Origin of the sequence: Azospirillum formosense (assembly GCF_013340925.1) — a bacterium.
GTDB classification, from domain to species: Bacteria; Pseudomonadota; Alphaproteobacteria; order Azospirillales; family Azospirillaceae; genus Azospirillum; species Azospirillum formosense.
Genome location: NZ_WHOR01000472.1, coordinates 1 through 1,765, shown reverse-complemented (window position 1 = coordinate 1,765; position 1,765 = coordinate 1). Strand labels below are relative to the sequence as shown.

Genomic DNA, 1,765 nt, shown 5'->3' with positions numbered 1-1,765 from the left:
GGTGGGACGGGCGGACGGGGAAACCTGTCCGCCATTGCCTTGGACTGGTATTACCGGCTTGTCGAGGAAGAACATCCCCAGGCAAAAAAAATGCCGCGACCGGACACAAGGTCGGCGCGGCAGACCAATGCTCTTGGAGCATCGTGATTTTTTTGGTTTCCTCCCCAGACCTCAAGGCCTTTGTTTTGTGAGAGGCAATTTCCACAGTCCGCGCAGGGAAGTCAACCGCATTGAGTGGGTTATAACTTTAAGCCTAATTTTCCCCTTTGGTTCGTCAGAATGGCCGATGGAGTGCCCCGCAGAAAAATTGAAGCGGAAGCCGAACAGAGGGCTTGCTTTCTGCAAGGCGGGTGCGGTATCTCCCTGCCTCCTTCGTTGGAGCGGCGCGGGCGTAGCTCAGGGGTAGAGCACAACCTTGCCAAGGTTGGGGTCGAGGGTTCGAATCCCTTCGCCCGCTCCAGTATCGCGAAGGTTCCTCCCAAGACATTGCCGGACAAGAGACAGCGCCGGACGGGACGCAGCGAGGCTCGCCCCCCGATGGGATCGCCTTGTCCATCCCGCGTTCATCCCGCGCGCGGCGCCCGTGTATTCCTTGCCGGAATGTTAACCCACTGCTAGGGGTCTCGGGCTAAGGTCGGTCGAATGGCCCGATCCGGGCAAACCTGCTTAGACGAACCACGAAGCGCGGGCGCCCGACCATGCAGCAGATTGCCCCTTCAAACGAATCACCGACCGAATCTCGGCACGCCGGCTTCGGCATGCTGAAGGGCCAGTCGATCCTGGTGACGGGGGGAAGCGGTTCCTTCGGACGGCGCTTCGTGGAGACGGTGCTGCGCCACGCCAGCCCGCGGCGGGTCATCGTCTTCTCCCGCGACGAGTTCAAGCAATACGAGATGCAGCAGCAGCTCGGCCCCGAATGGGCATCCACGCTGCGCTTCTTCATTGGCGACGTGCGCGACCGCGAGCGGCTGGAACTGGCCATGCGCGAGGTGGACGTGTGCGTCCACGCCGCCGCCCTGAAGCATGTGCCCGCCGCCGAATACAACCCCATGGAATGCATCCACACCAACGTCTATGGGGCGGAGAACGTGGTGCGGGCCGCGCTGAACACCGGCGTGAAGCGGGTGATCGCGCTGTCCACCGACAAGGCGGCCAATCCGGTCAACCTCTACGGCGCCAGCAAGCTGGCCTCGGACAAGATCTTCATCGCCGCCAACAACCTGTCGGGCTCGCTCGGCACGCGCTTCTCGGTGGTGCGCTACGGCAACGTGGTGGGGTCCCGCGGGTCGGTGATCCCGCTGTTCCGCCGGATGATCGCGGAGGGCGCGGACTCTCTGCCGGTCACCGACGAGCGGATGACCCGCTTCTGGATCACGCTGCAGCACGGGGTGGATTTCGTCGTCTCCTGCATCGCGATGATGCAGGGCGGCGAGATCTTCGTGCCCAAGATCCCCAGCATGCGCATCACCGATCTGGCCCGTGCGATGGCCCCGCAGCTGCCGCACAAGCCGGTCGGCATCCGCCCCGGCGAAAAGCTGCACGAGGTGATGATCACCGAGGATGATTCCCGCCAGACCTTCGAACTGCCGGACCGCTTCGTCATCGAGCCGGCCTTCGCCTTCTGGACGCACGAGCCCTATCGGCGGCTGGGCGCGCAGCCGGTCCCCGACGGCTTCCGCTACGCCAGCGACACCAACACCGACTGGCTGGACGGTGCGCGGCTGATGCGGCTGATCGCGGAAGCCCCGTGATGGGCGGGCCGGAC

1 protein-coding gene and 1 tRNA gene are annotated in these 1,765 nt (G+C 64.1%); both read left to right on the top strand.

What is annotated here, in order from left to right; translation table 11 throughout:
- Positions 1–385: 385 nt before the first annotated feature.
- Positions 386–460: transfer RNA gene (locus tag GBZ26_RS29115), tRNA-Gly, on the top strand.
- A 238-nt stretch (positions 461–698) separates the two neighbouring features.
- The gene (pseB, locus tag GBZ26_RS29110; protein WP_174441760.1) at positions 699–1,751 is read left to right on the top strand and encodes a UDP-N-acetylglucosamine 4,6-dehydratase (inverting); all 1,053 of its coding nucleotides are present in this window, start codon (positions 699–701) and stop codon (positions 1,749–1,751) included.
- The last annotated feature ends 14 nt before the right edge of the window (positions 1,752–1,765 follow it).